The following is a 17,262-nucleotide window of genomic DNA, read 5'->3' as shown; positions in this document are numbered from 1 at the left end:
GTGTTCTGGCGCCGACGTCATGGCGCCAGACGCACTTCGCGCTGAAAGTCGCGCGGCATCCAACGCAACGCATCGCGGAAAAAGCGCCGGTCGGGCGGCGGCAACACAGGCAGCACGCGGCCCAGCGAGTGGGCGGCGTGCAATGCCTGCGGCGAGTCGCCGTCCTGGTGTAGCGCGAACCACAACATCTCGAACCACAGGTTGGCGAGCTGCAACGGCTCGAAGCAGATGCGTCCCTCTTCATGGTCGGCGAGCGTCGTTGCCAGCACATCGGTCCAGCGCAGGAATCCCTTCGCCCGCGAGAACGGCGCCCCGAACGGCTGCACAGCGTCGAGAAACGCGTCGACGCTCAGCGGCGTGCTCGCGCGCAGCGTCGCCAGATCGGGGTCGCGCCGCGTGGGCACGGCACCGCGCGCAATGCGCAGCAGGAACACGGTATTCCAGACCGAATTGCCTCCGACCCCAAACCGGTCGCAGATCCACTCCGACAGCCCGATCCAGCGCAGCGCCTGCCGCTGGACGTCGACCGCGGCAAGTCGCCGGCCGGGATCGATGAGCGCGCCTTGCCAAAACAACCACAACGACAGCCCGATGTTGGCTGCGACGTGTTGCGCGAGTTCGAGGGAGTCGGCTTCGAACGCGGCTTGCAGGGCGTCCGAAAAGGCGGCCAGCGCGTCGGCCGCCGACTGGGCCCGTGCCGGCATCGGGCCGCTGCGCGCGGCGTGCGACTTGTGCAGTAGCGCTTGCAGGTTGCGACTCTCGAAGCGGATGCGCGGGTTGTAGACGAGACAGGGCGCGAGCGTGGCGTCGTCGGTAATGCGTTGCAGATGGGCGAATGCGCCGGCTTCGTCGCGCAATGCGTACGCTTGCCACGCCTGTACGACCCAGTGCATGGCGCGTAACGTGGGCGAGCCCGGCGGGTTCGCGCCAAAGGTCGCGGCGAGCGTTGCGAGCGTTCGATTCGTGCGCGCCGCGTCTCCCATGCGACGCCAGGCGATCGTCTCGGCAAGCAGCGCGATGCCGCGTTGCACGTCGTCGACGGCGCACACCTGCGCCGCATGAAACGAGGGAATCGCTCCGGTGCGCGGCTGGCGCCGCACCTCGCCATGCGACGGCGCTTGGGGCGGCGCGAAGAACACGCCGTCCTGCATATCGCGCTTGCCAAGCGTGAGGTGATGCCAGAACGCAATGTCCTGCATGACGTATTCGAGCGCGGGCGATGGCGTATCCGGGGCGGCGTCTTGTGCCAGTCCAAGAAACGAGGCAATGGCGCGTCGCGGATCGGTGGGCGTCGCGTCCCCGATCGTCACGACGATACGCGACATCTCGTCTCGCGCGAGCCAGAACGGTCCTTTGCTGCGCCCGCGCGTCGGCAGCAGCCGCGCATCGATCTGGACATCATCGCCCCAGCCTACGGTGACGCCCCAGCGTGCGAAGTCCGAGAACGCGCGGCTGACCAGCATGCGCAGATCGCCTGCTGCGCCCGATTGGCCGAAGCGGATCTTCAACGCGGCGAGCGAGACCGGCGACGGTTCGAAATGCGCCGCATAGTAGACCCGCATCAACAGCCACAGACTCTGATATCGCACCGGTTGGCCGTCGACATGGTGCGGCGCGTCAAGGCGGACGACGAGCGTCGGCGTCCCGGTTCCCGCGTCGTTGGAATGCGTCATGGCAGACGCACTGGAATACGCACTGGAATACGCAATGGAAGACGTGGTGGAAGACGTAGTGGACGACGCGACGGGAGGCGAGCTGCGTGGTAGACGGGTGTCGGTCATGGCGTCGAGGGGAATCGCGTCGCACCGGTCAGCGCACGGCGGCTGCTGACGCGGCGGAATCCAAGGGGAATCTTCAGATGCGGTGCGCCGATGATAAGGCGGTTACGTAAGTTACGGTAGCGTTGCGTTGTGCCTGCGCAAACGCGGACGATGCGGCAAACGCTCCCCTAATCGGGTACCCGGCCGCCGCCACGCACAACGCTTTTGTCTTCCAGAAGTCATTCCAGTAAATAAGGATTGCGAATCAAATGGAAAAGCCCATCGTCGACGTGGCAGCATCGCGCGACAGGCGGTCGACGCCGCCCGTGCGCGGTGGTAGCGAGTTACAACGTGCGTCCGTGCTTGAGGGCGGCGGCGATTTCCGCCACGTGACGGCCTTGCGTCCTAGCGATCTTCAACTCGTTCTCACTGGGCCTGCGCGAGCCATCGGCCGCGGCGAGCGTTGTCGCCCCGTACGGCGTGCCGCCGGTAATTTCACCCATGTTGGTGAGGCCCGGCTCGGTGTAGGGCACGCCGACGATGACCATGCCGTGGTGGAGCAGCGTCGTGTGAAAGCTGGTAATCGTTGTTTCCTGTCCGCCGTGCTGCGTTCCCGTGCTCGCGAAAACGCTGCCGACTTTGCCCACGAGCGCGCCCTTGGCCCACAGGCCCCCGGTCTGGTCGAGGAAGTTGCGCATCTGCGCGGTCATGTTGCCAAAACGCGTCGGGGTGCCGAAAAGGATGGCATCGTAGTCGGCAAGCTGGTCGGCGCGGGCGATGGGCACGTTCGCGAACGCGGCGCGCGCGGCTTTTGCGCCACTCTTTTCAAGCACTTCGTCGGGAACCAGCTCAGGCACTTGCATGACGGTGACGTCGGTGCCAGCAACGCTGCGTGCGCCCTCGGCGACGGCTTCGGCCATCGTGTGGATGTGCCCGAACATGCTGTAGAACACCACCAGGATCTTGGCGTTGGCCATGTGAATCTCCTTAGGGGTCGAGAGAGGCTGGCGTCACGGGCAGTTCGCCGCGCGAGGCGAGCCGTTCCATGATAGTCGACGCCAAGGGCGAAACACTGAATTCGTAGGGGGCAAGTGCGCGGCGCAGCGATGCGCCCCCATGAGGGCGCTCGCACGCCTGCCTGGCGTGGACGGGCCGCCGAATAGGCGTCGGCCCGTGGCGCGTGTGCCGCCCCGAACGATTAGCGCAAGCGCGAGCCGATGAGGCAGCCGAGCGCGAGTGCAGCGATCAGCACCGTGACACTCGCCGATACCCCGCCTGCCAGCGCGAGACTGGTGGCCGCCATGCCATGCGCCATCACCGCGGCCGGGACGAGCAACATTGTGCTCACGACACACCAGCGCATGACATAGCGCCACATGAAGCGACTGACGACATGCATGCGTGCGTCGAGTTGATGCCGCTGCCAGAACGACAGATCGGCCGCCGCGTGGAAGAGCCACAGCGGGCTGAAGTATTTGATGAACAAGTCCATGACGCCATACCGGAAACACAATGCCCGCAGGGCGCGGGCATGTCGTCGAGGCACGATGGCGGGGCGGTCGCCCGATGGCACAGTCACGCACTTGGGGGAGTCGACGTCCGCGTATTGTAGCAGGCGCTCACTCACTTTGTGGTGTCGGGAGGCGATCGGTGGCAGGAAAATTTCGCCGAATATCGCGTAATTCTCCCCGAAATTTCAAGATCGCATCGCATCTCCCATGATGTCAGGGTCGAGGTGGTGCGTCGCCCGTTGGCCCATTTTTTCCGGGCGGGGCGGTCATGGTGTGAGAGGTCCCGGCCGTGATTTGCTGGATCAACGTCCAGACCGTCTGGGCAGCGGGAGAGAGCGTGCGGTTCTTGCGGCGCACGAGCATGATGGTGCGGTCGAGTTGCGGCACGAGTGGCAGGGCGACGAGGCGCCCGCCTTGCGTCGGCGGCCCAGGCATCGCGGGCAGGGCCAGAGCCGGCATGATGCTGATGCCGATGCCCGCCTCGATCATTCGGAAGACGGTGATGGCATGGCCGACTTCCTGCGCCACCTGACAATAGGCGCCATGCTCGGCCAGCGCTCGGTCGATCAGCGGCCGGCTGCCCGACGCGTAGTCGAGCAGCACCAGCTTCTCGCCGTTGAGTTCCTCCCACGTCACCTGCGTCTGCTTGGCGAAGCGATGTGACCGGTCGCACACCACGAGAAACGGCTCCACCATGATGGGCTCGCCGACCAGGTCGTCCGTACCCTCCGAGGCCACGATGACGCCGAAGTCGACTTCACCGTGCCGCACGCTGTCGCTGGCGAGCGTCTGCACCTGATCGCGCAGCATGAAGGTAATGTCCGGATAGCGGGCCGCGCAGGCAGAGATGCATTCGGGCATCAGATTGGCGGAGATGGTCGGCGCGCTCGCGACGCGCACCCGGCCGCGCCGCTCCTCGGCCAATCCGTGCGTGTCGCGCAGGGCGCTTTCCAACTCATCGAGCACCCGAGCGAGCGTTGCGGAGAGGCTAGTGCCCACTTCGGTCAGCGTGACCTCGCGCGTGGTGCGGTCCACCAGCTTGAGCCCGAGTTCTTGCTCCAATTCCCGTATGCAGCGGCTGACGGCCGGCTGGGTCAGGCCGATGTCCTCGCCGGCACGGCTGAAACTCCCGTGTTCGGCCACTGCGAGGAACACCTTGAGCTGGCGCAGCGAGATATTCATGCGTGATTGGTATGAATAAATTTTTTAAATGAATTTGTATTTTAACTGCCCTTGCGCTCTAATACGTAAAAACCCGTATCGCGAGCGCACACTTCCGGTCACCCTCGATCGCCTGCCGATCGACTGACGGACGATCGCTGGCGGCCGCCACGCCGTCGCGTCCCGTGTTCTGGCGGACGGGCTTTGTCTTTTCCGACGCATCCGAGATCGACGATGGCCAGACCGCGTTACCTTCCCGACAATTTCACGTTGATGCTTGTGACGACCGTCGCGCTTGCCAGCTTCCTGCCGGCGCACGGCGAAGGCGAAGTCGCCTTCAACCTGCTCACCAACGTGGCCATTGCCGCCCTGTTTTTCCTGCACGGTGCGAAGCTCTCGCGCGAGGCGGTGCTCGCCGGCGCCACGCACTGGCGCCTGCACCTGCTGGTGTTCGGCAGCACGTTTGCGGTGTTCCCGATCGTCGGTCTGGCGCTCAAGCCGGTGCTCTCGTGGATGGTGACCCCGGAGTTGTATCTGGGCATCCTGTTCCTGTGCACGCTGCCGGCGACGGTGCAGTCCGCCATCGCGTTCACCTCGATCGCCCGGGGCAATGTTCCGGCCGCGGTGTGCAGCGCGTCGGCGTCGAGTCTGTTCGGCATTTTCATCACACCGCTGCTTGTCGGCCTGGTGGTCATCCATCACAACGGCGCGTCCGGCACGTCGCCGTTCGACTCGATCGGCAACATCATGCTGCAGTTGCTTGTGCCGTTCATCGCTGGCCAGGTGTCGCGCAAGGCCATCGGCAAGTGGGTCGAGCGCAATCGCGCATTGCTCAAGATCGTCGATCAGGGCTCGATTCTGCTGGTCGTCTACACCGCGTTCAGCGAAGCCGTGAACACGGGCTTGTGGCACCAGATTCCGCCGCTGGCGTTGGTCGGCCTGCTGGGGTGCTGTGCAGTGATCCTGGCCATCATGCTCGGCTTCACCACTTATTCGGCCCGTTGGCTCGGTTTCTCCCGCGAGGACGAGATCACCATCGTCTTCTGCGGTTCGAAGAAGAGTCTCGCGAGTGGGATTCCGATGGCCAAGGTGCTTTTCGCGACCGGACCCCTCGGCGCCATCGTGCTGCCGTTGATGCTGTTTCATCAGATGCAACTGATGGTGTGCGCGGTGCTCGCGCAGCGCTACGCCAATCGTCAGCGCGCGGCACAGGCGGGCAAGCGGGTGAGGGCTGGCGGCCCCAAGCCTGCCGTGGCCGACACCAAGTCCGAGAGCGGCGCCAACGCCGGCGCGGGTCGCTGACAGCGGAATCCAGGCAAAATCCGGGCTCGAATGCGAGCAGAAGGCGGCCCATCAAGGGCAACTGTCACACGTTGGTCGTGTGCAAGTGCTAGAATTGCGCTTGTTTTGCTTCTTCATGACCTCCCTGGTCCGGCGGCGCCCGACGCATCTGTCCCTCGACAGGCCCCTCTCGCGCCAGCCCCGAGCATGGCGCACAGCGCCCCTTGAATCTTCGCGAGTGAGCTTTGATGCGGAATCCTTCCGCGTGGCGGCCCCCGTTTTTTAAAAGAGATGTCCCTTCATCATGGCTGATGTAAATGCTGTTCCGACCCCCGGCTTCGATAGCTTTGGGCTGCATGCGGACATCTTGCGGGCCATCGCCGAGCAGGGCTACACCCAGCCGACGCCGATCCAGGCGCAAGCCATCCCGGTGGTGCTGTCCGGACGTGACGTCATGGGCGCCGCGCAAACGGGAACGGGCAAGACCGCCAGCTTCTCGCTGCCGATCATCCAGCGTCTGCTGCCTGATGCCAATACGAGTGCCTCGCCCGCGCGTCACCCGGTGCGTGCGCTGATTCTCACGCCAACGCGCGAACTCGCCGACCAGGTCGCCGACAACGTGCGCGCCTACGCGGCGCATACGCCGTTGCGCAACACGGTGGTGTTCGGCGGCGTCGACATGAATCCGCAGAAGGACGCGCTGCGACGCGGCGTCGAGATCCTGATTGCCACGCCCGGTCGATTGCTCGATCACGTCGAACAGAAGACCGTGAATCTGAGCCAGGTGAAGATGCTCGTGCTCGACGAGGCCGACCGCATGCTGGATATGGGCTTTCTGCCCGACCTTCAGCGCATTCTGAATTTGCTCCCGAAACAGCGCCAGACGCTGCTGTTCTCGGCCACTTTCTCGAACGAGATCAAGAAGCTCGCCTCGAGCTATCTCACGAATCCGCTCACGATCGAGGTTGCCCGTCGCAACGCCACGGCTGACAAGGTCGAGCAGGTCGTCTATGAAGTGGCTGAAGACGACAAGCGTGCCGCCGTGGTGCAGATTCTGAAGGAGCGCGATCTCAAGCAGGTCATCGTGTTCGTCAACAGCAAGGTGGGGGCGAGCCGTCTGGCGCGTCAGTTGGAGCGCGAAGGCGTTGTCACGGCCGCGATTCACGGCGACAAGTCGCAGAACGAGCGCATGCAGGCGCTCGAAGCGTTCAAGCAGGGCGGTATCCAGGCGCTCGTGGCCACCGATGTCGCGGCGCGCGGCCTGGACATCTCCGATCTGCCTGGCGTGATCAACTACGACCTGCCGTACAACCCGGAAGACTATGTGCACCGTATCGGACGCACGGGCCGTGCGGGCGCGTCGGGCGAGGCGATTTCGCTGTGTGCTCCCGACGAGCGCAAGCAGATCGTGGAAATCGAGAAGCTGATCAAGCGCGAACTCAAGCGTGGCGAACTGGTGCTCGAGCGCCGCAGCCGTCCGCGCGACGACCGTAGCGAGCGCGGCGAGCGTAGCGACCGCTTTGATCGTAGCGACCGAAGCGAGCGCCATGGCCGCCACGACGGTCTGCGCGCCGGCCGTAGCGGCGGCAGCGTGGCACCGCGTCGTGTCCGTCCGGAAGATGAATTTTTCTACAAACCGTACGAGCCGTCGCCGTCAACGAGTGACGCCCAACGCGACGACCGCTCGTCGCAGGAGTCCGGCGTGCCGACGTCATTTGGCGGGTTGCCCGACAAGGCACCGAAGCGCCAGGTGGCCGCGTTGCTCGCGGGTTTCCCGCGCAAGGCGAGTCATTGAGCGCCGACTGACGGCGTCGCGAACTTCGCGCGCTGAAGCGGTGCGTTGAAGTTGCTCGATGAAGGTGAAAAGCCAGCGTGGTTGCGCTGGCTTTTTCATTTTGGGAGCGCCAACGAAGGCAGGGGCGGGCCTTCACTCCCCGTGCTGAACCCGCCACGCCTGTGTCGCCGCGGCATAGAAGTCTTCGCGGTGGGCGGCGTGGGCAAGCGATGCAGGTAATCCGAGATGCGTCGCGGCGTCCTTGAGCGCGGCGAGTGCGGCCTCAGGCGTGTCGGTGACGAGCGGCGCCGCGCCGTTCTGTTTGCTCAGCTTTTCGCTGTCGTCCGCGAGGACGAGCGGCACGTGGAGATAGCGCGGTGTCGGCGCATCGAGGCATGCCTGCAGATAGATCTGACGTGCCGTCGAATCCAGCAAATCCGCCCCGCGCACGATATGGGTCATGCCCTGCGCCTGATCATCGACAACCACGGCCAACTGGTAGGCCCACTGGCCGTCGGCACGTTTGAGCACGAAGTCACCGACTTCCGTCGCCAGGTCCTGTGTCTGTGGGCCCATCCAGCGATCGTCGAAACGGATGCGCGCCGCTTCGCCGTCCGGCACGCGCAACCGCCAGGCCCGCGGGGTTTTGCCATGCAGGCCGTGGCGGCACGTCCCCGGATAGGCGAGTGTGCTGTGGCGCGCGTGCACGCGTGTGAGCGAATCGGCAATTTCGCGACGAGTACAGCCGCAGGGATACACGAGTCCGCGCGCCGTGAGCGAGGCGAGCGCTTGCTCATACTGCGCGTGTCGCTGGCTTTGCCAGACAACCGGTTCGTCCGAGTGCAGGCCCAGGCGCGAGAGCGTTGCGAGAATGGTGTCGGCCGCCCCCGGCACGCATCGCGGTTCGTCCAGATCTTCCATGCGGACGATCCAGATGCCGTCGTGCGCACGCGCATCCAGCCAACTGGCCAGCGCCGTGACGAGCGAGCCGCGGTGGAGCGGCCCGGTCGGGGAGGGGGCGAAACGGCCCCGGTAGCGCGGCTCAGAGCGGGCGGGCGGCGTGGCGTCGTGCGTGAAAGCGTGAGCCACCGACGCCCTCAGGCAGAGAGGGCAGGCGTGGCGGCAGGGGGCGCGTTCTCCAGCGTGTCGGCGTCAGCGCGGCTGTCCGCGCACGCCGGACACTGAGCGCCTTCGACGTAAGCGGGGCTGCGTTGATCCTCGGCCGTGACGACGGCACGACAGGCGAAGCACTGCTTGGTCGTCGACGGCGTGAGGTCGGGCGTCAGCGCCGTGCGGTAATCGAACACGAAGCAGTCGCCCTGATAGTGCGCGCCGCCTACGTCCTCGAAGTATTTGAGGATGCCGCCGTCGAGCTGATAGGTATGCTCGAGGCCTATGTCGCGCATATAGATCGCGGCCTTCTCGCAGCGAATGCCGCCGGTGCAGAACGACACGATGGTCTTGCCTTCGAAGTCCTCGCGGTGAGACGCGACGATGTCGGGAAATTCCGAGAACTTGGTCAGACGATAGTCGATGGCATTGTCGAACGTGCCGACATCCACTTCGAAGTCATTGCGGGTGTCGAGCATCACCACCGGGCGGCCGTCGTCGTCCCGGCCGGCGTCGAGCCAGCGCTTGAGCGTGACGGGATCGATGCCGGGCGCGCGCCCGTCTGCCGGCTTGATGACCGGCATCTTCATCGTGATGATTTCTTTCTTCGGGCGCACCAGCATCCGGCGGAACGGCTGTGTTTCCGAGAGGCTTTCCTTGACAGCCAGGTCGGCGAACCGCGCATCGGCGCGCAGTTCGGCGAGGAAGGCGTCGATGGCCTCGCGCCCGCCCGCCAGGAACAGGTTGATGCCCTCGGGCGCCAACAGGATGGTGCCCTTCAGGTCGAGCGCCTGGCAGGTTGCCTGCAGGGCCGGACGCAGGGTCGCGATGTCGTCGAGCGTGACGAACTTGTACGCAGCGATGTTGACGATGGACATGGCAACGGGATTTCGCAAAAGCGTGAAGCAATAAAACGCCATTATCGCCGATTCGGCGCGAACGCACTTTGATTTCACCCCGGATTTCACCGAATCGGACGGCATCCCGGTCACGGCGGGGAAAAATTCCGAGCGCCCGCCCGGCCTCATCCGAAAAGCGCGGCAAAGCGGCACGATTCGCGACGCGAGGCGCTGTATCCGAGGGACGGCGCGTTACAATACGGCCCATGTCAGAACCTCGCTTCGTCCACCTCCGTCTCCATTCCGAATACTCGATCGCCGATGGCATTGTGCGGCTCGACGACGTCGTCAAGGCCGCCGCCAAGGATGGTCAGGGCGCGCTCGCGCTGACCGACCTCGCGAACATGTTCGGCGCCATCCGTTTTTACAAGGAAGCCCGCAGCAAGGGCGTCAAGCCGATCATCGGCTGCGACGCCTGGATCACGAATCCGGCCGATCGCGACAAGCCGTCGCGACTGCTGCTGCTCGCGCGCGACAGGGAAGGCTATTTGAACCTGTGCCAGTTGCTCTCCAAGGCCTGGCTTGGCAATCAATGGCGCGGGCGGGCGGAGATCGAGTCGTCGTGGCTGCAGGCCGATGGCCTCGCGCGCGGCCTGCTGGCGCTGTCCGGCGCGCAGATGGGGGATGTCGGCGCGGCGCTGGCGGCTGGCAACCCGGAGCAGGCGCTGCAATGTGCGCAGCACTGGGCTAGCGTTTTCCCCGGCGCGTTCTACATCGAGTTGCAGCGCACCGGTCAGGCGGGCATGGAGACGTACGTACAGCAGGCGGTGCAACTGGCGGCCAAAGCGGGCCTGCCGGTCGTCGCCACGCATCCGATTCAGTTCATGACGTCCGACGACTTCACCGCGCACGAGGCGCGCGTGTGCATTTCGGAAGGCGAGATGCTGGGCAACGCGCGCCGTGTGCGCCGATTCACGCAGGATCAGAGCTTCCGCACGCAGGACGACATGCTCGCCGCGTTCGACGACGTGCCCTCGGCACTGGCCAACACCGTTGAGATCGCCAAGCGCTGCAACCTGACGCTCGAACTCGGCAAGCCGAAGTTGCCGCTGTTCCCCACCCCGGACGGCATGTCGCTCGACGACTATCTCGTGCATCTGTCCAAGGAGGGATTGGAGACGCGTCTCGGCCAACTGTTCCCGGACGACGCCGAGCGTGACGCGCAGCGTCCCGAGTATTACAAGCGGCTCGACTTCGAGACCGGCACGATCATCAAGATGGGCTTTCCTGGCTACTTCCTGATCGTGGCGGACTTCATCCAGTGGGCGAAGAACAACGGCGTGCCGGTGGGGCCGGGCCGTGGCTCGGGGGCGGGTTCGCTTGTCGCTTACGCGCTGGGCATCACCGATCTCGACCCGCTCAAGTACAACCTGCTGTTCGAGCGTTTCCTGAATCCGGAACGCGTCTCGATGCCTGACTTCGACATCGACTTCTGCCAGGACGGCCGCGATCGCGTCATTCAGTATGTGAAGGACAAGTACGGCGCAGACGCCGTGTCGCAGATCGCGACGTTCGGCTCGATGGCTGCCAAGGCGGCGGTGCGCGACGTCGGCCGTGTGCTCGATCTGGGCTACAACTTCGTTGACGGTATCTCCAAGCTGATTCCGTTCAAGCCGGGCAAGCACGTCACGATTGACGACGCACTCAAGGAAGAGCCGCAACTCGCAGAGCGCTTTCAGACCGAGGACGAAGTCAAGCAGTTGATCGAACTTGCGCAGCGCGTCGAGGGCCTCACGCGTAACGTCGGCATGCACGCGGGCGGCGTGTTGATCGCACCGGGCAAGCTGACGGATTTCTGTCCCCTGTACACGCAGGGCAGCGGCGAAGATGCCAGCGGCGTGGTGAGCCAGTACGACAAGGACGACGTGGAAGCCGTCGGCCTGGTGAAGTTCGACTTCCTGGGGTTGACCACGCTGACGATCCTGAATTGGGCCGAGCGCTACATCAAGCGGCTGCATCCGGAGATGGCGGACTGGTCGCTAGACCAGGTCTCGCTCACGGATCCGGCCGCCTTCAGCATCCTCAAGAAAGCCAACACGGTGGCGGTGTTCCAGTTGGAAAGCCGCGGCATGCAGGGCATGTTGAAGGACGCCCAGCCGGACCGCTTCGAGGACATCATCGCGCTGGTGGCGTTGTATCGTCCGGGTCCGATGGACCTGATCCCGAGCTTCTGCGCCCGTAAGCACGGCCGCGAGAAGGTGGAATATCCGGATCCGCGCGTCGAGCCGGTGCTCCAGGAGACCTACGGCATCATGGTCTACCAGGAGCAGGTGATGCAGATGGCGCAGATCATCGGCGGCTACTCGCTCGGTGGCGCCGACCTCTTGCGTCGTGCGATGGGTAAAAAGAAGGCCGAGGAAATGGCCCAGCACCGCGAGATTTTCGCGCAGGGTGCCGCGGCGAATGGCCTGACGCGCGAGAAGTCTGACGAAATCTTCGACTTGATGGAGAAGTTCGCGGGCTACGGTTTCAACAAGTCGCACGCGGCTGCCTACGCGCTGCTGGCGTATTACACCGCGTGGCTCAAGGCGCACCACCCCGCCGAATTCATGGCCGCCAACATGAGCTTGGCCATGGACGACACGGACAAGGTCAAGATTCTCTACGAAGACTGCCTGACCAGTGCCAACGGCCTGGGCGTGTTGCCGCCCGACGTGAATGTCTCGGCCTACCGGTTCGAGCCGGCCGACGCGAAGACTGTGCGTTACGGTCTGGGCGCGATCAAGGGGAGCGGTCAGTCGGCCATTGAAGAAATCCTGCGCGCGCGCGAAGGAAAGCCGTTCACCGATCTATTCGACTTCTGCGCGCGTATCGATCGTCGCGTGGTGAATCGTCGCACCATCGAAGCACTGATTCGTGCCGGAGCTTTCGACAGTATTCACGCCAATCGCGCGCAGTTGATGGCGTCGGTGCCCATGGCGATGGAGGCCGCCGAGCAGGCGAGTGCGGCGGCCAATCAGGTCAGCCTGTTCGATCTGGGCGACGAAAGCCTGCAAGCGCCGCTGGAGCTGGCTGACGAGCCGGCCTGGACCGACAAGCGCAAGTTGCAGGAGGAGAAGCAGGCGCTCGGCTTCTACCTGTCGGGGCATATGTTCGACGCCTACGCGGAGGAAGTGCGGCGCTTTGTCCGTACGCGCATCAAGGACTTGTCCGAGGGCCGCGACCGGCTGGTTGCCGGCGTGATTTCCAGCATGCGCACGATGATGACTCAGCGCGGCAAGATGCTGATCGTGCAGCTCGACGACGGCACCGCGACGCTCGAAGTCACGATCTTCAACGAGCAGTTCGAAGCGAACAAGCATTTGTTCAAGGAGGACGAACTGTTGATCGTGCACGGCAACGCCCGCCCGGACAGCTTCACTGGTGGCTTGCGCTTCACCGTGGAAAGCCTGATGGATCTCGGCCGAGCGCGTGCGCGTTTCGCGCGTGCGCTCAAGCTGTCGTTCAACGGCAATGCCGACTGGACGCGTCTACGTGCGACGTTGCAACCGCACTGCACGATGTACCGCGTTGCGGCAACGGCAGGCGCGGGCGGCGGCTCTCATGGCGGAGGCGGCGGCTTCAATGGCGGCGGTGGTGGCGGCGGGGGAGGACGGGGCGGCGGCTTCGGCCGACGCCATGACGAGGGTGAAAACGACAAGCAGAACGGCTTGCCGGTGCACATCGTGTATCGCCGTCCGGACGCCGAATGCGAGTCGCGACTGGGCGACGACTGGAAGGTCCAGCCGGGCGACGAACTGCTCGGCGAGCTTCGCCAGTGGCTGACGGCCGATTCGGTGCAAGTCATCTATTGAGGCAGGCGAGGCGGCGCGGCGTTGCATGACGGCGCGATGCCGCCCAATGCTGCCCAATACCGCCCAATTTGCGACACAACAAGGAAATCCGGATGTTTTCGATCATCGTTCCGACCTGGAACAACCTCGCCTTGCTGCAACTTTGCGTGCGCAGCATTCGCCAGAATTCGAGTTATGCGCACCAGATCATCGTCCACGTGAACGACGGCTCGGACGGGTCGCTTGACTGGGTGCGGGCCGAGGGGATCGAGCATACGGCGTCGCCGGAGAACATCGGCATCTGTTACGCCGTGAATCAGGCGGCGGCGCTCGCGCGGGAAAAGTACATCGTTTATCTGAACGACGACATGTATTGCTGCCCCGGGTGGGATCGCGCGTTGATCGAACGTGCCGAGGCCATGCCCGACAAGGCGTTCATGCTTTCGGGCACCATGATCGAGCCGGTCGATACGGGAAATCCGTGCGTGCTCGTGCAGGACTTCGGCCGAGATGTCGACACGTTCGACGAAACGGGGTTGCTCGCCGCTGTCCCGACCTATCGCAAGGCAGACTGGTTCGGCGCGACCTGGCCGCCGACGCTCGTGCACCGCGATTGGTGGTTTCTCGTCGGTGGCTACAGCACCGAGCTTAGCCCGGGCATGAGCAGCGACAACGACTTCTCGATGAAGATGTGGGCGGCGGGCGCGCGTCGGTTCGTCGGTGTCGGCGAAAGCCTTGTGTACCACTTTCAGTGCAAGAGCACGGGCAAGGTGGTGAAGAACGACGGCCGCACGCAGTTTCTGCGCAAGTGGGGCGTGACACAGTCCATTTTCGACCGCTATTACTTGCGCCGCGGCAAGCCGGTGCCGGCAGGTAACGACGGACGGCTGCCTGAGCCGGTCGATGACGGCAAGCTGCGCTGGGAACGGTTCCGCTCACGGGTGAAGCGGGCACTCGCCAAGTAGCGCCGACGTTGGAGGAAGCAAAACGGACGCCCTCGGCGTCCGTTTTGCTTTCGCGGCTAGCGATTCATGGTCAGCCGTTCGCAACCGGCCGCTGTGCGTTTCGATAGTTGTGTGTAGCAAGTCGCATTTGGGACTTCGCACTTACCACTTAGCCCTTAGCCCGTCGCCATTCGCACTTACGCAATTAACATTTCGCACCTAAAACGTCGTGATTTGCGGATGACCTGCGACTGCATCAGGCGTCTCCGCGTCGCAGCAGCGCGTACTTCAGAAAGGCACTGCGGGCATTCATCCGCGCAATCGCAGCGCCGGTGGCACCGTCGAGAAACCCTCGGCGCAGCAGGTAAGTGCGCACGAACGCCCACCCGCCATTGACCCACGGCTTCAGCGGCGAGACGCGTTTGCCGCGCAGCGCCATCTCCTTCGCGCCCGCGCGCGCATACCGCTGAACCTTGTCCTCGATCTGACGAACCTCGGTATAGCTGTAATGCAGCAAGTGATGCGCGAGCGTCCCGATCTCGCCATCAACGATCACGCGCTCGTGCACAAGGTTGTCGGAGAAGCGCCCGGCTTCGCGACGAAACAGTCGCAGCACGTAGTCGGGGTACCAGCCGCAATGCCGCACCCAGTGTCCGAGGAACTGCGACAGGCGAGGGATGCGGTAGCCCGCGTGGCCGCCGTGGGCAATCGCCGCTGCAATGTCGGCCGCCAGTTCGGGCGTGACGCGCTCATCGGCGTCGATCGACAGCACCCAGGGCTGTGTCGCATGCGACAAGGCGCGATTCTTCTGCGGACCGAAACCGGGCCAGTCCGCGGTGACGTGCACCTCCGCACCCGCGGCGCGGGCGATATCGACCGTGCCATCCGTGCTCGCGTTGTCCAGGACAACAATCTGCGACGCCAGCGATTGCACCGACGCGATGCACTCGGCAATGTTGTGGTGCTCGTTGCGCGTGAGAATCGTGACCGTAAGCGGCAGGTGCGGTGACGACGAGACAGGCGGTGTGGCTTCCATCATGACAATTCACGAAATGGCGGCATCCGAAATTCGGACTCGGGCAGCGATCAGGCGTTGGCGACGTGGTTGAGCAACTCGACAAGCGCTTCACCGTAGCGTTCGATCTTGGCTTCGCCCAGCCCGGTGATATCGGCCAACCCTTCCCGATGGCGGGGACGGCGCTGGGCGAGTTCGCGCAGCGTACGGTCGTGCAGGATAACGTAGGCGGGCACCTGCTGTGTCTTGGCGATGTCCTGCCGCCAGGCCCGCAGCTTGTCGAACAATTGCTGATCGGCGGGATCCAGCTCGATGGCTTGCGACGACGCGTACCCGGCAAAACGACTCTTCTTGCCGACGGCGGCCCGCTGGCGTCGCAGTGACAGTGTCGTCTCGCCCTTGAGCACTGGCCGTGCCGCGGCGTTAAGCGTCAGCGCGCCGTACTGGCTGCTGTCGGGCTCGATGATGCCATGCGCGATCAATTGCCGGAACACCGCGCGCCAGCCCTGATCGTCGAGTTCGCCGCCGACGCCGAACGTCGGCAGGGCCTCGTGCCCGAACTGACGAATCTTGTCGGTGCTGCGCCCGCGCAGCAGATCGACCAGATGCCCGGCGCCGAAGCGCTGGCCCGTACGCAGAATGGCCGAGAGCGCCTTCTGGGCGGCGATGGTCCCGTCGAACACTTCGGGCGGATTCAGGCAGACGTCGCAATTGCCGCACGGCTCGCTCGACTCGCCGAAGTACGACAGCAGCACGGTACGCCGGCAACGCGGTGCTTCGCAATAGCCGAGCAGGGCATCGAGTTTCTGGCGTTCGATGCGCTTTTGCTGTTCGGGGGCATTCGACTCGTCGATGCGGCTGCGGTGCACCACAACGTCGTTCAGCCCGTAAGTCATCCAGGCTTCGGCGGGTTCGCCGTCGCGCCCTGCGCGTCCCGTCTCCTGGTAATAGGCCTCGAGGCTTTTGGGTAAATCCAGGTGCGCGACGAAGCGCACATCGGGCTTGTCGATGCCCATGCCGAACGCGACCGTGGCCGACATCACCAGCCCTTCTTCGCGCAGGAAGCGCTGCTGGTGCGTGCGGCGCACGTCCGCATCGAGCCCGGCGTGATAAGGCAGCGCCGGAATGCCCTGCGTCTCGAGCCAGGCGGCGGTTTCTTCCACTTTCTTGCGCGACAGGCAATAGACGATGCCCGCCTCGCCCCGATGCCGCCCCAGAAAGGCGAGCAACTGCTTGCGGGGATTGTCGCGATCGACGATCTCGTAGCGAATGTTGGGCCGATCGAAGCTGGAGACGAACAACCGTGCCTCGGTCAGGCCGAGCCGCGTCTGAATATCCTCGCGCGTTGCGCCGTCCGCCGTGGCGGTCAGCGCGATGCGCGGCACGCGCGGATAACGTTCGTGCAGCGCCGAGAGCTGGATGTATTCGGGACGGAAGTCATGCCCCCATTGCGAGACGCAATGCGCCTCGTCGATGGCGAACAACGCCAGTTGCCCGCGCTCGTCCAGGCGGTCGAGCAAATCGAGAAAGCGATCGGTCAGCAGACGCTCGGGCGCCACGTAGAGCAGATCGAGTTCGCCGCGGGCGGCGCGGCGCTCGGTATCGAGCGCTTCCTCGAAGCCGAGGCTGGAATTCAGATAGGCGGCGCGCACCCCCGCTTGCAGCAAGGCATCGACCTGGTCCTGCATGAGCGCAATGAGCGGCGAGACGACGATACCCAGGCCGGGGCGCAGCATCGCGGGGATCTGGTAGCACAGCGACTTGCCGCCGCCAGTGGGCATCAGCACGAGCGCGTCACCCCCGTCGGCCACGTGGTCGACGATAGCGGCCTGATCGCCACGGAATGCGTTATAGCCGAATACGGTACGGAGGACTTCGAGTGCGCTTGCCATGGGCGGGAGTATACCGGTTCCCCCCGGCCGCGGCGCACCATCGCCCTCCGATCGCGGCCATCGTGGCGAATTTCGCGGCGGCGTCCGAGCCCGGCTCGGACGTGTCCCGGCAAGACCGGCCGGTACGTTAGAATAGCGGTTT

General features: G+C 64.6%; 13 protein-coding genes. 5 read left to right on the top strand and 8 right to left on the bottom strand.

What is annotated here, in order from left to right; genetic code table 11:
* Positions 1-17: 17 nt before the first annotated feature.
* Positions 18-1,673, bottom strand: a complete 1,656-nt coding sequence (locus tag PEP31012_RS01180) for a hypothetical protein (RefSeq protein WP_150587536.1) — start codon at positions 1,671-1,673, stop codon at positions 18-20.
* Between PEP31012_RS01180 and PEP31012_RS23520 the strand changes: the two genes are divergently transcribed.
* On the top strand, positions 1,672-1,830 hold the full coding sequence (locus tag PEP31012_RS23520) for a hypothetical protein (RefSeq protein ID WP_174978067.1): 159 nt from the start codon (positions 1,672-1,674) through the stop codon (positions 1,828-1,830). The two genes, PEP31012_RS01180 and PEP31012_RS23520, sit on opposite strands and share 2 nt — an antisense overlap.
* A gap of 274 nt (positions 1,831-2,104) precedes the next feature.
* Here PEP31012_RS23520 and wrbA read toward each other — a convergent pair whose 3' ends face one another.
* The 3 genes from wrbA to PEP31012_RS01165 all read right to left on the bottom strand — a co-directional run bounded on the left by wrbA (position 2,105) and on the right by PEP31012_RS01165 (position 4,453).
* A complete protein-coding gene (wrbA, locus tag PEP31012_RS01175; RefSeq protein WP_150587535.1) occupies positions 2,105-2,737 on the bottom strand; it encodes an NAD(P)H:quinone oxidoreductase in 633 nt (210 codons plus the stop codon).
* A 221-nt stretch (positions 2,738-2,958) separates the two neighbouring features.
* The gene (locus tag PEP31012_RS01170; protein WP_150587534.1) at positions 2,959-3,252 is read right to left on the bottom strand and encodes a hypothetical protein; all 294 of its coding nucleotides are present in this window, start codon (positions 3,250-3,252) and stop codon (positions 2,959-2,961) included.
* Positions 3,253-3,484: 232 nt separating this feature from the next.
* The gene (locus PEP31012_RS01165; RefSeq protein WP_150587533.1) at positions 3,485-4,453 is read right to left on the bottom strand and encodes a LysR family transcriptional regulator; all 969 of its coding nucleotides are present in this window, start codon (positions 4,451-4,453) and stop codon (positions 3,485-3,487) included.
* Between the two features lie 213 nt (positions 4,454-4,666).
* Between PEP31012_RS01165 and PEP31012_RS01160 the strand changes: the two genes are divergently transcribed.
* Together PEP31012_RS01160 and PEP31012_RS01155 are read left to right on the top strand one after the other, a co-directional pair.
* Positions 4,667-5,734, top strand: a complete 1,068-nt coding sequence (locus tag PEP31012_RS01160; protein WP_150587532.1) for a bile acid:sodium symporter family protein — start codon at positions 4,667-4,669, stop codon at positions 5,732-5,734.
* A gap of 283 nt (positions 5,735-6,017) precedes the next feature.
* Positions 6,018-7,508, top strand: coding sequence for a DEAD/DEAH box helicase (locus PEP31012_RS01155; RefSeq protein ID WP_150587531.1), 1,491 nt, complete (start codon positions 6,018-6,020; stop codon positions 7,506-7,508).
* Positions 7,509-7,640: 132 nt separating this feature from the next.
* Here PEP31012_RS01155 and gluQRS read toward each other — a convergent pair whose 3' ends face one another.
* Together gluQRS and PEP31012_RS01145 are read right to left on the bottom strand one after the other, a co-directional pair.
* The gene (gluQRS, locus tag PEP31012_RS01150; RefSeq protein WP_150587530.1) at positions 7,641-8,576 is read right to left on the bottom strand and encodes a tRNA glutamyl-Q(34) synthetase GluQRS; all 936 of its coding nucleotides are present in this window, start codon (positions 8,574-8,576) and stop codon (positions 7,641-7,643) included.
* A gap of 8 nt (positions 8,577-8,584) precedes the next feature.
* Positions 8,585-9,475, bottom strand: coding sequence for a sulfurtransferase (locus PEP31012_RS01145; protein ID WP_150587529.1), 891 nt, complete (start codon positions 9,473-9,475; stop codon positions 8,585-8,587).
* Between the two features lie 218 nt (positions 9,476-9,693).
* Between PEP31012_RS01145 and dnaE the strand changes: the two genes are divergently transcribed.
* Positions 9,694-13,290: a DNA polymerase III subunit alpha gene (gene dnaE / locus PEP31012_RS01140; protein WP_150588021.1), complete on the top strand. Its 3,597-nt coding sequence runs from the start codon at positions 9,694-9,696 to the stop codon at positions 13,288-13,290.
* 92 nt (positions 13,291-13,382) lie between these two features.
* Positions 13,383-14,234, top strand: coding sequence for a glycosyltransferase family 2 protein (locus PEP31012_RS01135; RefSeq protein ID WP_150587528.1), 852 nt, complete (start codon positions 13,383-13,385; stop codon positions 14,232-14,234).
* Positions 14,235-14,469: 235 nt separating this feature from the next.
* On the opposite strand, the gene PEP31012_RS01130 is transcribed toward PEP31012_RS01135, so the two are convergent.
* Both PEP31012_RS01130 and recQ read right to left on the bottom strand, forming a co-directional pair.
* Positions 14,470-15,252 carry a glycosyltransferase family 2 protein gene (locus PEP31012_RS01130; protein WP_425494902.1) on the bottom strand — a complete coding sequence of 261 codons (783 nt, stop codon included), beginning with the start codon at positions 15,250-15,252 and terminating at the stop codon, positions 14,470-14,472.
* 47 nt (positions 15,253-15,299) lie between these two features.
* On the bottom strand, positions 15,300-17,120 hold the full coding sequence (recQ, locus tag PEP31012_RS01125) for a DNA helicase RecQ (RefSeq protein ID WP_150587527.1): 1,821 nt from the start codon (positions 17,118-17,120) through the stop codon (positions 15,300-15,302).
* Between the last annotated feature and the right edge of the window lie 142 nt (positions 17,121-17,262).

The sequence above is a fragment of the Pandoraea eparura genome, from assembly GCF_902459725.1.
GTDB classification, from domain to species: domain Bacteria; phylum Pseudomonadota; class Gammaproteobacteria; order Burkholderiales; family Burkholderiaceae; genus Pandoraea; species Pandoraea eparura.
This window is presented reverse-complemented; position numbering and strand designations above follow the sequence as displayed.

What these genes read in the sequence shown, in the direction of transcription:
- PEP31012_RS01165 (WP_150587533.1), bottom strand. Translation starts at nt 4,453, where the DNA reads ATGAATATCTCGCTGCGCCAGCTCAAGGTGTTCCTCGCAGTGGCCGAA.
- PEP31012_RS01145 (WP_150587529.1), bottom strand. Translation starts at nt 9,475, where the DNA reads ATGTCCATCGTCAACATCGCTGCGTACAAGTTCGTCACGCTCGACGAC.
- PEP31012_RS01135 (WP_150587528.1), top strand. Translation starts at nt 13,383, where the DNA reads ATGTTTTCGATCATCGTTCCGACCTGGAACAACCTCGCCTTGCTGCAA.
- wrbA (WP_150587535.1), bottom strand. Translation starts at nt 2,737, where the DNA reads ATGGCCAACGCCAAGATCCTGGTGGTGTTCTACAGCATGTTCGGGCAC.
- PEP31012_RS01160 (WP_150587532.1), top strand. Translation starts at nt 4,667, where the DNA reads ATGGCCAGACCGCGTTACCTTCCCGACAATTTCACGTTGATGCTTGTG.
- PEP31012_RS01130 (WP_425494902.1), bottom strand. Translation starts at nt 15,252, where the DNA reads ATGATGGAAGCCACACCGCCTGTCTCGTCGTCACCGCACCTGCCGCTT.
- PEP31012_RS01180 (WP_150587536.1), bottom strand. Translation starts at nt 1,673, where the DNA reads ATGACGCATTCCAACGACGCGGGAACCGGGACGCCGACGCTCGTCGTC.
- PEP31012_RS01155 (WP_150587531.1), top strand. Translation starts at nt 6,018, where the DNA reads ATGGCTGATGTAAATGCTGTTCCGACCCCCGGCTTCGATAGCTTTGGG.
- recQ (WP_150587527.1), bottom strand. Translation starts at nt 17,120, where the DNA reads ATGGCAAGCGCACTCGAAGTCCTCCGTACCGTATTCGGCTATAACGCA.
- PEP31012_RS01170 (WP_150587534.1), bottom strand. Translation starts at nt 3,252, where the DNA reads ATGGACTTGTTCATCAAATACTTCAGCCCGCTGTGGCTCTTCCACGCG.
- PEP31012_RS23520 (WP_174978067.1), top strand. Translation starts at nt 1,672, where the DNA reads ATGGCAGACGCACTGGAATACGCACTGGAATACGCAATGGAAGACGTG.